Source organism: Tellurirhabdus rosea, assembly GCF_026278345.1.
In the GTDB taxonomy this organism is placed as follows: Bacteria; Bacteroidota; Bacteroidia; order Cytophagales; family Spirosomataceae; genus Tellurirhabdus; species Tellurirhabdus rosea.
This window is the reverse complement of record NZ_CP111085.1, coordinates 1,810,193-1,827,528: the sequence shown is the minus strand read 5'-3', so window position 1 is coordinate 1,827,528 and position 17,336 is coordinate 1,810,193. Positions and strand designations below refer to the sequence as shown.

At 58.4% G+C, this 17,336-nt stretch carries 14 protein-coding genes; 6 read left to right on the top strand and 8 right to left on the bottom strand.

Translation table 11 applies throughout. The features are described 5' to 3' along the window. Nucleotides 1-116: 116 nt before the first annotated feature. From aat to ORG26_RS07610, 4 genes are all read right to left on the bottom strand, one after another. Nucleotides 117-743, bottom strand: a complete 627-nt coding sequence (aat, locus tag ORG26_RS07625) for a leucyl/phenylalanyl-tRNA--protein transferase (protein ID WP_266368166.1) — start codon at nucleotides 741-743, stop codon at nucleotides 117-119. Between the two features lie 141 nt (nucleotides 744-884). Beyond that, nucleotides 885-2,480, bottom strand: coding sequence for a RagB/SusD family nutrient uptake outer membrane protein (locus ORG26_RS07620; protein WP_266368164.1), 1,596 nt, complete (start codon nucleotides 2,478-2,480; stop codon nucleotides 885-887). A gap of 102 nt (nucleotides 2,481-2,582) precedes the next feature. After that, complete coding sequence (locus ORG26_RS07615) at nucleotides 2,583-5,681, bottom strand: SusC/RagA family TonB-linked outer membrane protein (RefSeq protein ID WP_266368163.1); 3,099 nt, start codon at nucleotides 5,679-5,681, stop codon at nucleotides 2,583-2,585. Between the two features lie 35 nt (nucleotides 5,682-5,716). Then, nucleotides 5,717-5,851: a hypothetical protein gene (locus ORG26_RS07610; RefSeq protein WP_266368162.1), complete on the bottom strand. Its 135-nt coding sequence runs from the start codon at nucleotides 5,849-5,851 to the stop codon at nucleotides 5,717-5,719. 358 nt (nucleotides 5,852-6,209) lie between these two features. Here ORG26_RS07610 and ORG26_RS07605 point away from each other — a divergent pair, with 358 nt between their 5' ends. The 5 genes from ORG26_RS07605 to ORG26_RS07585 all read left to right on the top strand — a co-directional run bounded on the left by ORG26_RS07605 (nucleotide 6,210) and on the right by ORG26_RS07585 (nucleotide 11,878). After that, on the top strand, nucleotides 6,210-6,920 hold the full coding sequence (locus ORG26_RS07605; protein ID WP_266368160.1) for a GNAT family N-acetyltransferase: 711 nt from the start codon (nucleotides 6,210-6,212) through the stop codon (nucleotides 6,918-6,920). Nucleotides 6,921-7,066: 146 nt separating this feature from the next. Beyond that, nucleotides 7,067-7,600 carry a hypothetical protein gene (locus tag ORG26_RS07600; RefSeq protein WP_266368158.1) on the top strand — a complete coding sequence of 178 codons (534 nt, stop codon included), beginning with the start codon at nucleotides 7,067-7,069 and terminating at the stop codon, nucleotides 7,598-7,600. A 185-nt stretch (nucleotides 7,601-7,785) separates the two neighbouring features. Continuing rightward, nucleotides 7,786-8,997: an argininosuccinate synthase gene (locus ORG26_RS07595; protein WP_266368156.1), complete on the top strand. Its 1,212-nt coding sequence runs from the start codon at nucleotides 7,786-7,788 to the stop codon at nucleotides 8,995-8,997. Further along, the gene (gene argC, locus ORG26_RS07590) at nucleotides 8,994-9,974 is read left to right on the top strand and encodes an N-acetyl-gamma-glutamyl-phosphate reductase (RefSeq protein ID WP_266368154.1); all 981 of its coding nucleotides are present in this window, start codon (nucleotides 8,994-8,996) and stop codon (nucleotides 9,972-9,974) included. The genes ORG26_RS07595 and argC overlap by 4 nt, the downstream gene beginning before the upstream one ends. Nucleotides 9,975-10,180: 206 nt before the next feature. Beyond that, nucleotides 10,181-11,878, top strand: coding sequence for an AMP-binding protein (locus ORG26_RS07585; RefSeq protein WP_266368153.1), 1,698 nt, complete (start codon nucleotides 10,181-10,183; stop codon nucleotides 11,876-11,878). Between the two features lie 78 nt (nucleotides 11,879-11,956). Here the strand turns inward: ORG26_RS07585 and ORG26_RS07580 are convergent, their stop codons facing one another. Further along, entirely contained in the window at nucleotides 11,957-12,403 is a 447-nt protein-coding gene (locus ORG26_RS07580) for a LytR/AlgR family response regulator transcription factor (protein WP_266368152.1), read from the bottom strand. A gap of 259 nt (nucleotides 12,404-12,662) precedes the next feature. Between ORG26_RS07580 and cysM the strand changes: the two genes are divergently transcribed. Continuing rightward, nucleotides 12,663-13,535: a cysteine synthase CysM gene (gene cysM / locus ORG26_RS07575; protein WP_266368151.1), complete on the top strand. Its 873-nt coding sequence runs from the start codon at nucleotides 12,663-12,665 to the stop codon at nucleotides 13,533-13,535. 4 nt (nucleotides 13,536-13,539) lie between these two features. On the opposite strand, the gene eutC is transcribed toward cysM, so the two are convergent. Genes eutC through eat form a run of 3 tightly spaced genes read right to left on the bottom strand, consistent with a single transcriptional unit; the run spans nucleotide 13,540 to nucleotide 17,115 of the window. Next, nucleotides 13,540-14,376: an ethanolamine ammonia-lyase subunit EutC gene (eutC, locus tag ORG26_RS07570; RefSeq protein WP_266368149.1), complete on the bottom strand. Its 837-nt coding sequence runs from the start codon at nucleotides 14,374-14,376 to the stop codon at nucleotides 13,540-13,542. Between the two features lie 21 nt (nucleotides 14,377-14,397). Beyond that, the gene (locus ORG26_RS07565) at nucleotides 14,398-15,774 is read right to left on the bottom strand and encodes an ethanolamine ammonia-lyase subunit EutB (RefSeq protein ID WP_266368147.1); all 1,377 of its coding nucleotides are present in this window, start codon (nucleotides 15,772-15,774) and stop codon (nucleotides 14,398-14,400) included. Nucleotides 15,775-15,780: 6 nt separating this feature from the next. Then, nucleotides 15,781-17,115, bottom strand: a complete 1,335-nt coding sequence (gene eat / locus ORG26_RS07560; protein ID WP_266368144.1) for an ethanolamine permease — start codon at nucleotides 17,113-17,115, stop codon at nucleotides 15,781-15,783. Nucleotides 17,116-17,336: the final 221 nt, after the last annotated feature.

Sequence of the window (17,336 nt, the reverse complement as noted above, 5' to 3'; positions counted from 1 at the left end):
ATTGAGTGAATGAATGATTGGGTGAATGAGTGATTGGGTGAAGTAACGAGTTGCGGCAACGCCACCCAATATCTTGCAATCAGTCATTCAGTCATTCAACCATTCAATCATTCATTTCACTCCGCGTGATTCCGGAAGAGGTGTTCGAGGACGGGCTCGGAGAAGCGGGCTTTTTTCTGGATCACCCGTTTCAGGATCTTCATGTATTCGGTGCGGGGAATTTCGAGGGCGCCGAAACGCCGGACGTTGTCGTTGATGAACTGGGTATCGAGCAATTCGAAGTGCTGTCTGCGGAGAATTTCGATGAGGTAATGAAAGGCAACTTTGGAAGCGTTGGGGGCCAGATAGAACATGGATTCGCCGAAAAAAGCCGCTCCGAGCGCCACGCCGTACAGCCCGCCAACTAAACGTCCATCTATATACGTCTCGACGCTGTGTGCAAGCCCAAGCTGGTGAAGTTCAACATAAGCCTCGATGATTTCGTCTGAAATCCAGGTGCTGTCGCCGCTGTAGCGGGGTTCGGCACAGTAGCGCATCACCTGTTCAAAGTTGGCATTCAGCCTAATTTCAAATGTTCCTTTGTTCAGGATGGGGCGAAGCGAACGGGAAGGGCGATAGGTCTCCAGCGGAATCACCGCGCGGGGGTCCGGCGAGTACCAGTACAGGGTACCGTCGGAATCGGCCATCGGGAATATACCGTTGATGTAGCCGTAGATGAGGTCATCGGCAGACAGGCGATTCATGAAGTGGGGAAGGTTTTGTAACAAATATGGCGATTCAGGTTGAGATAAACAATTATTTTCCGGTCTAAAAGCCGCCCCAAAACGAGCGTTAAGCGGCTTTTAGACCGGAACCTGAGCAGCGCTGTAACCGGCTGGTTAATTTCACCAGCCCGGATTCTGCTTCAGAGCCGGATTGGCCTGCGTTTCCTTGAACGGAATCGGCAGCCAGTAGTTACGGTCGGCGAAGCGGCGCTCCTGTACCGTCGTAACCTCGTGCTTCAGCGTTCCGTCCGGATTTTTGGTGACGATGATGCCGCGGGCGGGCTGGCTTTCGGTCTGTCCGGCGATCTGCCATCGGCGCACGTCGTAATAACGATGTTCTTCAAAGGCCAGTTCTACCTGCCGTTCGCGGCGGATGGCCTCCCGCATCTGGGCCTGCGACAGTCCGGCCGGAAGGGTCGGCATGCTGACCCGCGCCCGAATCTGGTTGACCGCGTCGTAAACCGTCGCGTCGGGTCCGGAGGCTTCATTGCGGGCCTCGGCATAGTTGAGCAGCACTTCGCCCAGCCGGAAATGAATCCAGTGCGTGGTGCTGCCGTTGCTGAAGTCTTTCAGTTGTTTGCGCTCGTTCATGAACTTACGCAGGTAATACCCCGTGATGCTGGTGTTCCATTCTTCCGGCCCGTCCTGCGAATCCTTGCCGCCGGGCACAAAGGTTTCGACCGCCCGATCTTTGTATTTCGCGCCGTTGTACAGAATGGTGGCGTAGAAACGGGGGTCGCGGTTCAGGTAAGGATTCTGCGGATTATAGCCCGAAGTCGGGTCGGTGATGTTCTTGCCGGTACTGGTCTGGTAGGCATCCACCAGATTTTGCAGCGGCATGTTTCCGCCCCAGCCGCCGTAGCCGTTCGGACCGTTCGACAGTTCGAGATGCACCCAGCCGTCGCCCACGGCGACCCGCGCCCGTTCGAAAATCACCTCCGCATTGTGCGGCGTCAGGAACAACTCCTGATAGTTGGGATAAAGCTGGTATTGCCCCAAATCCAGAACGGCTTTGGCGGCATCGGCGGCCTGCTGCCATTTGGCGGCGTCGCGGGACGGGCTGTAAAGCGGGCTGGCGGCGTAGAGCAGCATCCGGGCTTTCAGGGCCAGGGCCGCGCCGCGGGTCGCCCGCCCGACGTCGGCGCCTTCGTAGGCGAGCGGCAGCAGCGCCGCGGCTTCGTCGGCTTCCTTGACCACAAAGGCGGTGCCTTCGGCCAGCGGTGCCCGGCGGACCTGCGTAAAGTCGTCGTTTAGCCCGAACGTCTTCGTAATCAGCGGGACTTCGCCGTAGTTCCGGATCAGATCAAAGTATCGAAACGCCCGGATAAACTTCATTTCGCCCATCAGCCGCTTTTTAAGCGCTTCATCCATCGGCACGTCGTCAATGCGCTCGAAAAACAGGTTCACGTCGCGGATGTAGCCGTAATTTTTGGTCCACGAATTGGTGATGCCGAGGTTCGACGGGCCTACTTCGCCCCGGTTGACGAGATGGGTGCCGTAATCGTGCTTGAACATGGCTTCGTCGGAAAGCGAGGCCCACAGCACTTCGTCAAAGCCCCAGCCGATGCTGTTGTATTTCGAATTGACGAAGGGCACCACAAGCTTCGGGTCCGACCAGACGGCCTCATCGGTAAACTGGTCAATCGGCTGTTTCTCAAGAAAATCGTCCTGGCAGCCGGTGAGGGCGAGGAAGAGGAGGAGGGTTGTCTTTTTCATTACTGGTTTATGGTTTAGGGTCTATAGTTTATAGTTTGGCGAAGAGCTTAGGTGTTGATTTACAACCATTAACCCTAAACTATAAACCATAAACCCGTTTGTTCACAATCTCACATTCAGTCCCACATTGAAAATCCGCTGCTGGGGGTAGAACCAGCCGAGGGCGCTGCCCCCTTCCGGGTCGATGGTTTTGAGCCGGTCGAGCGTCAGGAGGTTGAAGCCGCTGGCGTAGAGGCGCAGGCTCTGGATCTTCAGCCGGTCGAGCAGGGAGCGCGGAATCGTGTAGCCGAACTCCACGTTTTTGAGCCGGACAAACGCCGCATTTTTCAGCCAGAACGTGTTCGGATACGCGCCGTTGACGCCGTCGTACATTTTGTCGGCCACCCGCGGGAACGTGCCGTCCGGGTTATCGGGACGCCAGCGGTTGGCGGCATCCTCGGCGAAGAAATTACCCGTCGAGCCGGATTCCAGCAGCAGGTATTGCGACACGCGGGCCTGTCCCTGCACGAGCAGATTAAAGTCGAAGCCCTTGTAGCTCAGCGTGAGCGGGACGCCGTACACAATTTCCGGAATGTTGCTGAAACGCGGCCGGATGCGGTCTTCCGGCGTAATCTGCCCGTCGCCGTTCACGTCTTCGTAGCGCAGATCACCCGGCCCGGCCCCCAGCACGTGCGGGTAAGCGTCCACGGCCGACTGGTCGCGGAAAATGCCGATGGCGTTGTAAAACAGGCCGTTGGTCGTCAGGTCGCGGATGGGTGCCCAGATGGGTTGGCCTTCCTGCCGCTGGTAGTCGGGCAGGCCGGTCGGTTCGTCGAGGTACACGGCTTTGTTGCGGGCAAACGTGAAATTGACCCCGGCCGAGAGATTGATGCCGCCGTAGGTGTGGCTGTGCATCAACTGCAAATCGACGCCCCGGTTGACCACGATGCCAATGTTTTCGTCGGGCAGAATAATGCCCGTGTAGTCCGGCACCGACAGATTGCGTTTGGTCAGGATGTTGTTGCGGCGCGAATGGAAGTAATCGACCGTAAAGTCCAGTTTTCCGCCGAAAAGAGCTCCTTCCACCGCGACATTGGCCGTGCGGGCCACTTCCCAGGTAATGTTCGGATTCGGTACGCCGGTCGGCCGCAGCCCTTTGACCAGTGCCGGATCATCGCCCAGGACGTAATAGTCGTAGCCGTACGCTGCCAGATACTGGAACTGCGGAATGCGGTCGTTGCCCATCAGGCCGTAAGAAGCGCGCAGTTTCAGGTTGTTGACAAACCCCAGTTTTCCTTTGAACCACGGCTCCTCGGACAGGCGCCAGGCGACCGAAGCCGCCGGGAAAAAGCCAAAACGCCGGGCCCGCGGAAAGTTCTGCGAACCGTCGTACCGCGCCTGAAACTCGGCAAAGTAGCGTTCGGAAAAATGGTACTGCACCCGCCCGAAGTAGTTCTGCCGCGCCGATTCAAAGGCCGTTCCAAAGTTGCGCATGCCCGTTTCGTCGCCCGCAAACAACTGGTCGATGCGGTCGCTGAGGAAACCCGTCCGGAAGGCGTCGAAATAATCGCGGCGGTAGGTGCTTTGCTCGTAGGCGACGAATCCGGCGAAGCGGTGCGGACCCAGCGTTCGTTCGTAAGCCAGCCGGGCGTTCAGCGTCAGCAGGGTTTCGTTCCACTGCCGCTGCGACAGCTCGGGCGTGGGCGGCCCGCTCGGAATGGGCTGGTATTGCCGTGTCGTAGCGTCGTACTGGTACACCGTCCAGGGCGTGTCCCATTGCCGGTCGAACCGAAACTGCTTGTCCACGGCCACAAACCCGTCGACCGACAGGCCGGGCACAAAGGGCAGTTGTTCGGCCAGCCGGAGCGTGGCGTTGAGGAAGGTGCGGCGGTCGCGGAGGCGGCCCAGGGCGTCGGTGACCTGTAAAACGGGGTTCCGGCCCTGGTCGGTGCCGGGGCCTGCGAGGCCATTTGGATAATAAGCCGGGAGCGTGGGGTAGGCCCGGAGTGCGTACCGGAAAATGCGCGAAGCACTGTCGCGGGGGGCGTTGCGGTCTTCCTGCCGCCCGTTCAGGTCGAGGCCGATGCGGAGGTTCTTCCCGATGCTGGCGTCCAGATTCGCCCGGACGCTGTACTGGTTGTAGTTGGCCGTACCGTTCCGGTAAAACCCGTCCTGAAACAGATTGCCGACCGAAATGAGGTAGCGAAGCGACTCGGTGCCGCCGCTGACACCCAGCGTATGCCGGTGCTGGGGCGAGACCGGTTTCAGAATCGTGCGCAGCCAGTTCGTGTTCGGATAGCTGATCGGGTCGGAGCCGTTGCGGAATTTTTCGATTTCGTCCGGCGTGTAGACGTACTGCGGGGCTGTGGGGTTCTGATAGTACCGGATTTCGTTCTGAATAGTGGCGAAGGTGGCCGCGTCGGCCATGTCGGGAATGCGGGTCGGGGTGGCCAGTCCCTGATTGAAGCTGTAACTGACGGTCGGTTTGCCCGTTTTGCCCCGTTTGGTGGTGATCAGCACGACGCCGTTGGCCGCCTGCGAGCCGTAGATGGCCGCGGAGGCGTCCTTGAGAATGCTGATGCTTTCGATTTCGGTGGGGTCTATACGGTCAAAACTGCCGAGGCGATTGGCGACCCCGTCGATGACAATGAGCGGCGAGGCGTCCCCGAGCGTGCCGCGTCCCCGGATAAAGAGCTGGGCCGCGTCGTTGCCCGGCTCGCCCGAGCGGTTGACGGCGATCAGGCCGGGCGTGCGGCCGACGAGCGAGTTGGTGACGTTCGGCTGCGGACTCCGGATCAGTTCATTGCCCGACACGTCGGAAACGGCCCCGGTGAGCGTCGAGCGCCGCTGCGCTCCGTAACCGACCACCACCACTTCACTCAGGGCGCGGGTATCTTCCTGCAGTGTCAGCGTGAAGTTCGTCTGCGCCCCAACCGGCACTTCCCGGGTGGTGTAGCCGACAAAGCTGACGGTCAGTGCCCCGTCCGGCGGGGCGGTCAGCTGAAAGTTGCCGCTGGCGTCGGTCTGGGTGCCCCGCGTGGTGCCTTTGACCACGACGGTAACGCCGGGCAGAGCCTCGCCGGTTTCGGTCAGAATACGGCCGTTTATGACGTTGCCGGTGTTCTCGGGGCGGGTGGCGCGTTGGGCCCACAAGACATCAAGCGGAAAAAAGCAGAGCCAGGCGAGCATCAGCACGGCCAGCGGGCGTAGAAATGAAGGCATATAAGGTGTGGATTGGGTGACGAATGCAGGACAGATCAGCGGCGGCCGGGGCGTTGCGGATCGCAGGGAAGGGCCACAGCGACGGCAAAAGAAGCGACGGGAGCGGCAGAAAAAGGCATGGAGGCGCCGACGACCCGGGCGGGGGAGGTGAGCGGTAAGAAAGTTTTCATAACGAAAGGAGAGTGGTATAGTTTTGGTTTTAGCCGGTATACCCGGTGTTCGTATGAAATGTTTTATCCGGCCCCCGAACCATTCGTAAAAAAATCCGTTATAGCTTTTGCGAGACACCAACAATTTCCCTAACATTGTCCGCTTTTTCAGACCGAAATGGGTAAGACGAATCACATACTGACCTTCTACCATACCACGCCATTCCGGTTCAGGGCCGAAAGGTCCCGACGCTGATTGCCTGCCTACGTGGCAAGCCTTTTCGCCCCTATCCTTATTTTATCCAATTCTTTCTTATTTTTTTATCAGCTCCCATCCGGATAAGGTCGTCTCCGGGGAGGAGTGCAGTTTTTAACGACGATGAATCCCGAGGAGAAACAGGACATTTATGTAGTTCAGGTTGCCAACGAAAACCATCTAACGCTGGCCGATACGATTTGTGAGGAGATGGAACAGAGCGCCAAGGCCCGGGGAACCGGCATTGCCAAACGCTCGCCCGTCTATCTGATGGAGAAAATGACAGAGGGGAAGGCCATTATCGCCACCACCAACACGGGCGAATGGGTGGGATTCTGCTACATCGAAACGTGGGAACACGGCAAGTTTGTCGCCAACTCGGGCCTCATCGTCCATCCCGACCACCGCAAGAGCGGCATCGCCACGCGCATCAAGGCCGAGGCGTTCAAGCTCTCGCGGACCAAATACCCCAATGCCAAGATCATCGGTCTGACCACCAGTCTGGCCGTCATGAAAATAAACTCGGAACTGGGTTACGAGCCGGTGACGTTCAGCGAACTGCCCGCCGACGACGCGTTCTGGAAAGGCTGTTCGAGCTGCGTCAACTACGACATCCTGAGCCGGACCAACCGCAAGCACTGCCTTTGCACCGGCATGCTCTACGAGCCCGAAAAAGTGCAGCAGAAACCGGCCGAAAAAGAGCCCGAACCCTGGGACTTCATCAAGGAATCGAAGCTTTACGAACGCTGGATGCGCATCAAACAGCGGATTCTGCTCCGTTTTCAGGATCGCCAGCGGGCGCGGAAAGTGGAGCGGGAACTGGAATCGGTATAGAGCACCCACGGGCTTCGGCCCGCACGTAAAATGCCGCCCCATGGATCCCTTCCGACCCTGCCGTTGGAAGGGATCTTTAGTTTTGTCGGTTACTCACGGAAGAAATACCAAACCCTCTGATGGTAGACAAAAAGGAGAAAAGTGCCGTGACACGGCAACGTGTTTCTGTTGACATTCTGTTAAGCATTACTGCGGTCATTACCAGCGTGTGCGCCCTGGGAATTACGTTTTATCAGGCGTATCTGCAACGGACACAGCAGTATGCATCCGTCATCCCCATCCTGCAAACCTTCAACACGAGTGGAATCGATGACGACAAAACCGGGTACGCCTTCGTGGTCGCCAACAAAGGACTGGGACCAGCCTTTATCGAAGCGGTAACGCTCGATTATGAAGGGAAGTCGTACGACGATATCGACAAGTTACTGCCGCAGCTCAAAGATTCCACCGCATTCGCTAACCATGTCACTACGTCCACCTTGTCGAAGGGTCTGGTCATTCCGCAGGGTGAAAGCATCCGGCTGGTCGAAATTGCCGGGGGCCGGGAGGGAAGCTGGTTAAGAAGAAAAATCGCCGACAGGATGAAGGTGACGATTGTTTACCGGTCGGTATACAAACAGAAGTGGCGTTTCACGAACCAGAGCGAGACGATTGACGACGCGAATGTCGAACTGGAGTAGAATCCTGGTGAGCAGGTAGTTGGATTCAGGGAACTTGGCAGCCCGAGCGGGTTTTTTGCGCTCTTTATTCCCATCGTCTTTGAAATAGAGGTACTTTTGCAGCGCCAATTGCTTCATCAACGCCTTTCAACGCTTATTCGTTTCTTTTACTGCCCGCCTAAACACGGGCTTAGTTACTAATAATAATGTCTAAAAAAGTCGTACTTGCCTTCAGCGGAGGTCTGGATACCTCGTTTTGTGTCAAATATCTTTCCGAAGAACTGGGCCACGAAATTCATTCCGTGCTGGTTGACACGGGTGGGTTCTCCGAAGTGGAGCTGAAAGCCATCGAAGAACGGGCGTATTCGCTGGGCGTGAAATCCCACGCGACGGTCAGCAAAACCGACGATTACTACCAGCACTGCCTCAAATACCTCGTATTCGGGAACGTGCTGAAAAACAATACGTATCCGCTCTGCGTCAGCGCCGAACGGATTTTTCAGGCCATTGCCGTGGCCGAATACGCCAAGAGCATCGGGGCCGACGCCATCGCCCACGGCTCGACGGGGGCCGGCAACGACCAGGTGCGCTTCGACATGGCCTTCCGCATCATCATTCCGGAGGCCGAAATCATCACGCCCATCCGCGACCTGCGGCTTTCGCGCGAGGCCGAAATCGAATTCCTGAAATCCAAAGGCGTGGAGCAGGAGTGGCACAAGGCGGCGTATTCCATCAACAAGGGCCTCTGGGGAACGTCCGTCGGCGGGAAGGAAACCCTGACTTCCCACGGCTACCTGCCCGAAGAAGCCTGGCCGACGCAGGTCACGCAGACCGAGCCGACGCAGATCACGCTGCACTTCGAGGCGGGCGAACTGAAAGGGATTGCCGGGCCGACGATTGGCGAGGAGCGTTTTGACAACCCCGTCGGGGCCATTCAGAAGCTGACCGAACTGGCCGGACCGTACGGCATCGGCCGCGACATTCACGTGGGCGACACCATCATCGGCATCAAAGGCCGCGTGGGCTTCGAGGCCCCGGCCCCGCTGATTATCCTGAAAGCGCACCACACGCTCGAAAAACACGTGCTGACCAAGTGGCAGCTGACCTGGAAAGAACAACTGGCCAACTGGTACGGCACGATGCTGCACGAAGGCCAGTTCCTCGAACCGGCCATGCGCAACCTCGAAACCTTCCTGACCGATACCCAAAGCCAGGTGACGGGCAAAGTCCACGTCCAGCTGGCTCCGTACCGCTTCACGGTGCTGGGCATCGAATCCCCGTTTGACCTGATGTCGGCGAAATTCGGGTCGTATGGCGAGATGAACAACGCCTGGACGGGCGACGACGTGCGCGGCTTCTCGAAGGTGATGTCCAACCAGGTCATGATTTACGAAAAAGTGAAGGAATCGGCGAAATGAGCGTAAACATCGGAATCATCGGCGGAGCGGGCTATACGGGTGGCGAACTGCTCCGCATCCTTGTCAACCATCCGGATGTCGCCATCGCCTTCGTTCACAGCAAGAGCCAGGCGGGCAAACCCGTGTACAGCACCCATACCGACCTGCTGGGCGATACGGACCTGCTGTTTTCGGGCGAAGAAACCAGCGAACTGGTGCAGCAGCCCGGGCTGTCGGCGCTTTTTCTGTGCTCGGGCCACGGCGAGTCGGCGAAATTTCTGGAAACGAACAACGTGCCGGAGTCTGTAAAAATCATCGACCTGAGTACCGATTTCCGCGACGAGTCGAACGGCTTCGTGTACGGCCTGCCGGAGCTTCAGCGCGACCGCATCCGGACGGCGACCCGGATTGCCAATCCCGGCTGCTTTGCCACGAGCATCGAACTGGCCCTGCTGCCGCTGGCCAAAGCGGGCCTGCTGACCGCCGACGTGCACGTGAGCGCCATCACCGGCTCGACCGGCGCGGGACAGGCCCTCAGCCCGACGACCCATTTCACCTGGCGCAACAACAACGTATCGATTTACAAAGCCTTCACGCACCAGCACCTGACCGAAATCCGCCAGAGCCTGACGGCGCTTCAGCCGGGTTTTGACAAGGCGGTGAATTTTGTGCCCTACCGGGGCGATTACACGCGCGGCATCATGGCGAACGTCTACACGGCTTTCGAAGGCAGCCGCGAAGAGGCCAGGGCGCTGTATCAGGACTATTATGCCGGCCACCCGTTCACGCACGTGAGCGACGCGCCGATCGATCTAAAACAGGTGGTCAATACCAACAAATGCCTGATTCACCTCGAAAAGCACGATGGACAGCTGCTGATTACCAGCGCCATCGACAACCTGACGAAGGGTGCCTCGGGGCAGGCTGTGCAGAATCTGAATTTGCTCTTTGGCCTGCCTGAAGACCGGGCGCTGCGCCTGAAAGCGGCGGCGTTTTAAGTAGTCAACTCGGTTCTCGCAGATTTCCGCTGATTTTGCTCGCAGATTTCCGCAGATTTAATTCTGCGAATATCAGCGCTAAAATCGGCGGAAATCTGCGAGAACTTTTTTATGCTATTTTACATAAATCGAAAGCCCTTAGAACGTTTACAATATATCGTTCCGGTTTAAATCTTATTTTTACCGAAAACCTTTATACTTCACTCATGGAAACGTCCACCGCGAAATACCCTTGGCTTAAATTTTATCCCAAAGGCATACCCTACGAAATAAACCCGGATGCTTACCCTTCGCTGGTCGAACTGATGGAGGAAGGTTTCCGGAATTTTTCCGGCAAGGCGGCCTATTCCTGCATGGGCAAAGAGATGACCTACGGGGAACTGGATACGATGACCCGCAACTTTGCCGCTTACCTGCAAAGCGACCTGGGCCTGCAGAAAGGCGACCGCATTGCCATTCAGATGCCGAACCTGCTGCAATACCCCGTCGCCCTGTTTGGCGCGCTGCGGGCGGGCCTGACGGTGGTGAATACCAACCCCCTGTACACGCCCCGTGAAATGCAGCACCAGTTCCGGGATTCGGGGGCAAAGGCGATTGTCATTCTGGCAAATTTTGCGGTCAATCTGGAAAAAGTATTGCCGCAAACGGATATCAAACACATCATCGTCACGCAGATCGGCGATTTGCTGGGCTTTCCCAAAAAGCAGATTGTCAATGCGGTGGTGAAATATGTGAAGAAAATGGTGCCGGCGTATAGCCTGCCGACTGCCGTTTCGTTCGGGGACGCCCTGAACCGGGGCAGCCGTTCGGAATACCGGAAACCCACGTTGTCGGGCCACGATCTGGCTTTCATCCAGTACACCGGCGGCACCACGGGCGTTTCGAAAGGAGCCATGCTGAACCACCGCAACATGATCGCCAACCTGGAGGGCCAGAACGAGTGGATGAAGCCCGGCATGAGCACCGACGGTCAGGACGTGATCGTAGCCGCCCTGCCGCTGTACCACGTGTACGCGCTGACCTGCAACGCTATGGCGGCGCTGAAAACGGGGGCCATGAACCTGCTCATCACCAACCCCCGTGACCTGAACGCCTTCATCGACGATCTGAAAAAATACAAAGTGACCATGTTCACGGGCCTCAACACGCTTTACAACGGCCTGCTGAACCATCCCCGCATCGGCGAAGTGGACTGGAGCCGCCTGAAAATCACATCGGCGGGCGGCATGGCGCTGCAAACGGCCGTGGCCGAACGCTGGAAGGCCATGACGGGCAACGTCCCGGCGGAAGGCTACGGGCTTTCGGAAACCTCGCCGGTTCTGTCGTCGAACCCCGTGGACGGCACGGCCCGGATCGGCACCATCGGCGTTCCCTGGCCGAGTACGGAACTGAAAATTATGCAGGAAGACGGCACCGAAGCGCCGCAGGGAGCCCCGGGCGAAATCTGGGCGCGCGGTCCGCAGGTGTTCACCGGCTACTACAACCGCCCCGACGAAACGGCCAAGGTCATGGAGGGCGAGTGGTTCAAGACGGGCGACGTGGGTGTGATGGACGAGGACGGCTTTTTCCGCATCGTGGACCGCAAGAAAGACATGATTCTGGTGTCGGGCTTCAACGTGTACCCCAACGAAATCGAGGAAGTGCTGGCCAAATGTCCCGGAGTGCTCGAAGTCGCCTGCATCGGGGTGCCGGACGACAAATCGACCGAGGCGGTCAAAGTCTTCATCGTCAAGAAAGACGAAGCTCTGACGGCCGAGTCGGTGAAAGCCTACTGCGCCGAAAATCTGACGAACTACAAGCGGCCCCGGCACATCGAATTCCGGACGGAACTTCCGAAAACCAACGTCGGTAAAATCCTCCGGCGTGCCCTGAAGGAAGAAGAGATGGCCCGGAAAGCCCGGTAACACCGGCCGCAACCAAACCGAAACGCGCCGGTAAAAGGCCCCGATTGTCAGATTCGGGTCTTTTGCCGGCGCGTTCGTTTATGCCTGCAGCGCCAGTTCTTCCTGCTGCATGAATTCCTGCTGGAAAGCCCGGTACTGGTTCAGAAACTTCGCCGTTTTCCGTCGGGAGACTTCAATCTCGTCGCCGTTGGAAAGTCGCAGAATCAATCCGTCGGCGTGGATAATCTCCTCGATATACAGCAGGTTCACGATGTTCTTCTTGTGCGGACGGACAAAAATTTCCGGGGATAACCGGGCCTGGAGTTTCTTGAGCGTCAGAGAAACAACGAGAGTGGTGCGGTCGTCAAAATGCAGCCGCGTGTAATTACCTTCTCCCTCCAGCCGGATCAGTCGGTACGCAGGTACTTTCTTTCGGTAGCCCCAGAAAGGAAGGGTCACTTCCGGGAGCGTCAGACGCATACCCAGGACTTTCATCTGTTCTTCGGAAAAAGAAAGCGGTAATGAGGCCTGTAAAAATGGTTTCATGTTTCATCCGGTGTAGAGATTCCTTTAAAAGGCTGGAAGTAAAGGGGTAGTGAACGTAAATATGTGAAAAAGTAACATATTTAGCTCGTCAAAGCAAGGTAAAAAAGCGGCCGATGTTACTCATTAATTGAATTTGGTAGAATTAGTTAGAATTACCCATTTATTAAGCGGTAAGCTGAGTCTAATTTAAACGGCTGCAACTTTGTGAATTGGGGCTGCGTTCCCGATTAAAGACAATTGGGATTCAAAAAAAATTTCTATGAGCAAATTGCTTGATTTTGTGGGGAATACTCCGCTCGTTGAGTTGAGCCGAATCAATAAAAAATCGTCCGTCAGGCTGCTGGCGAAGCTGGAAGGCCATAATCCGGGCGGCAGCGTGAAAGACCGCGCGGCGCTCAGTATGATCAAAGGGGCGCTGGAACGGGGCGACCTCCAGCCCGGCACCAAACTCATCGAAGCCACGAGCGGCAATACCGGGATCGCCCTGGCGATGATTGCCCGGTTGTACGGCGTCGAAATCGAGCTGGTGCTCCCTGCCAATTCGACCCGGGAGCGGGTGCTGACGATGGAGGCGTTCGGGGCGAAAGTGACGCTGACCGAAACCATCGAAGGCGCGCGCGACTACGCGGAAGCGAAAGTGCAGGAAGGCGGTTACCTCCTCCTCAACCAGTTTGCCAACCCCGATAACTACCTGGCCCATTACCGGACAACCGGCCCCGAAATCTGGCGCGATACGGCCGGTCAGGTGACGCACTTTGTCTCCTCGATGGGAACGACGGGCACCATCATGGGCACGTCCCGCTTTCTGAAAGAAAAAAATCCGGCGGTCCAGATCGTGGGCTGTCAGCCTACCGAAGGGTCATCCATTCCGGGCATCCGGAAATGGCCGACGGAGTATCTGCCCAAAATTTTCGAACCCGAGCGCGTGGACCGCATCCTGGACGTTTCGCAGGAAGAAGCCACGGCCATGACCCGGCGGCTGGCCCGCGAAGAAGCGGTTTTTGCCGGCATGAGCAGCGGCGGCTGCGTAGCCGCGGCCCTGCGCCTGATCGACGAACTCGACGAAGGCACCGTCGTCTGCATCATCTGCGACCGCGGCGACCGCTACCTGTCGTCGGACCTGTTTGGGTGATAGGTCAGTTCGGGTCGCCGGGTGCTGGCCCGTGAAAGCCCGTTCGCGGCGGTTCAACGGGTAAGTACGATTCCGCTCCGTTGTCCTTCAGCGTCACCCCCGAAATCTGAAGCCGGAAAGCCTCCTGGACCAGATACATGATTTTCTCGACGGCCATTTCGGCGGAAAGCCCCTGCTGACGGATGTTGGAAACGCAGTTGCGCCGTTCGTCGGTGAGGCCGGGCTGGGGCGCAAACGTGAGGTAGGCACCCAGGCTGTCGAAGGCACTCAGGCCGGGACGTTCACCGATCAGAATGATAGCCATACGGGCCTGAAGCAGACTGCCGATTTCGTCGGAAATGGCCACCCGGCCCTGCTCCACCAGCGTCAGCGGCGCCAGGGAATACCCCGCCTTCCGGGCGCGTTCTGCCAGCAGCCGAACCACCGGCGCGGCGTTTTCGTTGAGCGCCGTGGCCGAAAGTCCATCCGCCAGAATGATCGACAGATCGGCGGGAGGCAGGTCCAGTTGACGCAGAGCCCCGGTGGATTCTTCCGAGAGCCGCCGACCCAGATCGGGGCGTTGCAGGTACTGGTCCCGGCTCGTGGCCAGGCTTTGGAGGGTGTAAACGGGAAGGCCGACGGCTTCCAGTGACTGCTGCAAACCGGCTTTGTCGAGGTCCGAATAAACGGCGTCTTTGGCGTGGGCGTGCGCCAGCCTAAAGGCCAGCGACTCCCGGAGCGGCACCGAAACCCCCGTTTTGCCCAGCGCAATCCGGGCGCTGGTAAAAGCTTTCAAAGACTGCCAGTCGTCCGCCTGAACCGGGTTTCGGGGCGGATTATTGGTCGATAAATGGTCGTTCATCAATCCCGTGGCATTTTTCTTTTAGTCAAACAAACCGGCATACAACTGCTTCGGGGCGTTCTGGAATAGCCGGTTGCCGTCGGCATCCATGATGCCCTGCCGGAGCAGCCACTGTTCAAACTCCGGTGCCGGGCGCAGGCCCAGAACCCGCCGCAGGTACAGCGCATCGTGAAAGGAAGTTGACTGGTAGTTCAGCATAATGTCGTCGGCCCCCGGAACGCCCATGATGAAATTCACGCCCGCCACGCCGAGCAGCGTCAGCAGCGTATCCATATCGTCCTGGTCGGCCTGGGCGTGGTTGGTGTAGCAGATGTCCATGCCCATCGGCAGTCCCAGGATTTTTCCGCAAAAATGGTCTTCCAGCCCCGCCCGGATGATCTGCTTGCCGTCGAACAGATACTCCGGCCCGATGAACCCCACGACCGAATTGACCAGCAGCGGCCGAAAGCGGCGGGCGACGGCATACGCCCGGGCTTCGCAGGTTTGCTGATCCACGCCGTGGTGGGCGTTGGCCGACAGGGCGCTTCCCTGACCCGTTTCGAAGTACATCAGGTTGGTGCCGAGGGTGCCGCGTTGCAGGGAAAGTCCAGCTTCGTACCCTTCCTGCAAAATAGCCAGGTTTACCCCAAAACTGGTGTTGGCTTTCTCGGTTCCGGCAATGGACTGGAACACCAGATCGACCGGGACGCCCTGACCGATCAGGTCGATGGTGGTGGTGATATGACTCAGGACGCAGCTCTGGGTAGGCATCTGAAACCGCTCCCGAAGGCCGTCGAGCAGGTAGAGCAGGCGGGCGGTGGCCGCCGGACTGTCGGTGGCGGGGTTGATGCCGATGACCGCATCGCCGCTGCCGTAAAGCAGGCCGTCGAGCACGCTGGCCGCAATTCCCCGCGCATCGTCTACCGGGTGATTGGGTTGCAGCCGGACGGCGAGGTGGCCTTTCAGCCCCAGCGTGTTGCGAAAACGCGAGATGTTCTCGCACTTGCGGGCCGCCAGAATCAGGTCCTGATTCCGCATGAGTTTGGAGACCGCCGCCACCATTTCCGGCGTCAGACCGGGGGAGACCTCGCGCAGCACGGCGGTGTCCGCTTCGTCGCTGAGCAGCCAGTCGCGCAGGTCGCCGACCGTAAAATGGCTGACGGGAGCAAACGCCGCTGCATCGTGGGTGTCGATGATGAGGCGGGTCACCTCATCCGATTCGTAGGGAACGACCGTTTCGTGCAGGAAAGTCGCCAGCGGCACGTCTGCCAGCGCGATCTGGGCGGCAACCCGTTCTTCGTAGCTCTCCGCCGCCAGTCCGGCCATCCCGTCGCCTGACCGCAGCGGACTTGCCTTCGCCAGAAGCGTTTTCAGATCCGGAAAGCGGTAGGTAAAGCTGCCGAGGGTACAGTGGTACATAGGCTGTCAGAAATTGTCTTTGAACACCGCGAGCCGGGCTTTTCGGGTGGTCCGGTGCCTGCCGGTCGCGTAGAAAAGCCCGATGACCAGAACGAGGCCCGCCGCAAACAGCAGGCTCAGCCAGCCGTAAAAATAAACCATCGCGCCCAGCGAGACGAGCGCCAACAGCAGGGCCACGGCCGGAAAAAGAGGGTACAGCGGCGCCCGGAACGGCCGGGGCAGGTCCGGATGGCTGTGCCGAAGCCGGAAAAGAGCGAGCATGCTGACGACGTAAACGACCACCGCGCCGATGGTCGAGAGAATGACCAGTTTGCCCGTGTCGAGCAGCGTAAGCGCCAGAATACCCAGCACCGCCCCGACAAGCAGGGCCACATACGGCACTTTCCGCTTCGGGCTTACCCGCGCCAGTGCGCCAGGCAGGTAGCCGCTCCGGGCGAGGGCGAACATCTGTCGGGAATAGCTGATGATGATGCCGTGAAAAGAGGCAATCAGCCCGAACAGGCCCACGCTGGTAAACAGACGGGTCAGGGCACTGTCGCGGCCGAGGACCACGGCGATGGCTTCCGGCAGGGGGTAATTCAGTTTCGAGAACTGTTCCCAGCGGGCGATGCCGCCAACGCAGAGCATGACGGCCAGTGCCAGCACGGTCAGGGTCAGCAGGGCGGAGATGTAGCCTCGGGCAATCGCTTTCTGCCCGTCTTTCACTTCCTCCGCCACCATCGCCACGCCTTCCAGACAGACAAACATCCAGATGGCAAACGGCAGGGCCGCAAAGACGCCCGCCCAGCCGAACGGCATCGGATTGTGCAGGAACGTTTCCAGCCGGAAATGCGGCGCCACGACCCCGATAAACAAGAGCAGTTCGGCAATCGCCAGCAGGGTCATGGCCAGCGAGAACCAGGCCGCTTCTTCAATACCGAGCAGGTTGATGACCGTAAACAGCAGGTACGAAACGATGGCCGCCGTCAGCACCGGCACGTCGGGGTGCAGGAAGTGGACATAACTGCCCAGCGCCAGCGCAATGGCCGGGGTGGCAAAAAGAAATTCGATCAGGGTGGCATAGCCGGCCACTAGCGCGCCCAGCGGTCCGAAGGCTTTCAGGGCGTAGGCAAACGGCCCGCCGGCATGCGGAATGGCCGTGGTCAGCTCCGTAAAGCTGAAAATAAAGGTGAAGTACAGCCCCGTAATCACCAGCGTCGCCACCAGGAGCCCGACCGTCCCGGCGACATCCCAGCCCAGATTCCAGCCGAAATATTCCCCCGAAATAACCAGCCCGACTCCAATGGCCCACAGATGAACGGGTTTGAGGGCTTTTTTGAGAGACGTTTGTTCGTTTTCCATGAACCGTAAGGCGCTCACCGGTTTGATGAAGCCATAAGATAGCTATTTAGGGGAAAAAGCAGGAAAGGAAAACGGGAGATTAGAAGAAATGAGAGAGGACGGGCGGTGAGGAACGAAGGGAAAAGAAAGGCAAGGTGGTGAATGAAGCGAAGAAAATAGTCTAAACAAAGGTCGTCCCGTCGCGTAGCGACCAAACATTTGTAGCCCTGCAAGTCTGGAGG